Consider the following 1427-nt stretch of genomic DNA (forward strand, 5'->3'; position numbering starts at 1 on the left):
ACGTATTACACAAATTTTGGTGGGTCTGGGCAGACTTGAACTGCCGACCTCACCCTTATCAGGGGTGCGCTCTAACCAACTGAGCTACAGACCCAAACAGTCTTTGCTCTGGCCGATCAGGTAATTCATTGTGGACACTTGCCGAGTGCCGGCGACGTCGTCGATTAAGGAGGTGATCCAGCCGCAGGTTCCCCTACGGCTACCTTGTTACGACTTCACCCCAGTCATGAACCACACCGTGGTGATCGCCCTCCGAAGTTAGGCTAACCACTTCTGGTGCAGTCCACTCCCATGGTGTGACGGGCGGTGTGTACAAGGCCCGGGAACGTATTCACCGTGACATTCTGATTCACGATTACTAGCGATTCCGACTTCACGGAGTCGAGTTGCAGACTCCGATCCGGACTGAGACCGGCTTTATGAGATTAGCTCCACCTCGCGGTATTGCCACCCTCTGTACCGGCCATTGTAGCACGTGTGTAGCCCTACTCGTAAGGGCCATGATGACCTGACGTCGTCCCCACCTTCCTCCGGTTTGTCACCGGCAGTCTCCCTAGAGTTCCCGACCGAATCGCTGGCAAATAGGGACAAGGGTTGCGCTCGTTACGGGACTTAACCCAACATTTCACAACACGAGCTGACGACGGCCATGCAGCACCTGTCTGAGCGTTCCCGAAGGCACCAATCCATCTCTGGAAAGTTCGCTCGATGTCAAGAGTAGGTAAGGTTCTTCGCGTTGCATCGAATTAAACCACATGCTCCACCGCTTGTGCGGGCCCCCGTCAATTCATTTGAGTTTTAACCTTGCGGCCGTACTCCCCAGGCGGTCGACTTATCGCGTTAACTGCGCCACAAAGGTCTCGAGGACCCCAACGGCTAGTCGACATCGTTTACGGCGTGGACTACCAGGGTATCTAATCCTGTTTGCTACCCACGCTTTCGCACCTCAGCGTCAGTGTCAGTCCAGAAGGCCGCCTTCGCCACTGGTATTCCTCCCGATCTCTACGCATTTCACCGCTACACCGGGAATTCTACCTTCCTCTCCTGCACTCTAGCCTGACAGTTCCGGATGCCGTTCCCAGGTTGAGCCCGGGGCTTTCACAACCGGCTTATCAAGCCGCCTACGCGCGCTTTACGCCCAGTAATTCCGATTAACGCTCGCACCCTCCGTATTACCGCGGCTGCTGGCACGGAGTTAGCCGGTGCTTCTTCTGTGAGTGATGTCTTCCTTGCAGGGTATTAGCCCACAAGCGTTCTTCCTCACTGAAAGTGCTTTACAACCCGAGGGCCTTCTTCACACACGCGGCATGGCTGGATCAGGCTTTCGCCCATTGTCCAATATTCCCCACTGCTGCCTCCCGTAGGAGTTCGGGCCGTGTCTCAGTCCCGATGTGGCTGATCATCCTCTCAGACCAGCTACGGATCGC

The 1427-nt window shown here is 55.9% G+C and carries 1 tRNA gene and 1 rRNA gene; both read right to left on the reverse strand.

Annotated features, from left to right (window positions below):
- Positions 1-17: 17 nt before the first annotated feature.
- Positions 18-94, reverse strand: a tRNA-Ile gene (locus ACGTN6_RS20405).
- Between the two features lie 71 nt (positions 95-165).
- Positions 166-1427 (reverse strand): 16S ribosomal RNA (locus ACGTN6_RS20410); the annotation flags it as partial.

The organism is Halomonas sp. B23F22_20, from assembly GCF_043496985.1.
Lineage (GTDB): Bacteria > Pseudomonadota > Gammaproteobacteria > Pseudomonadales > Halomonadaceae > Halomonas.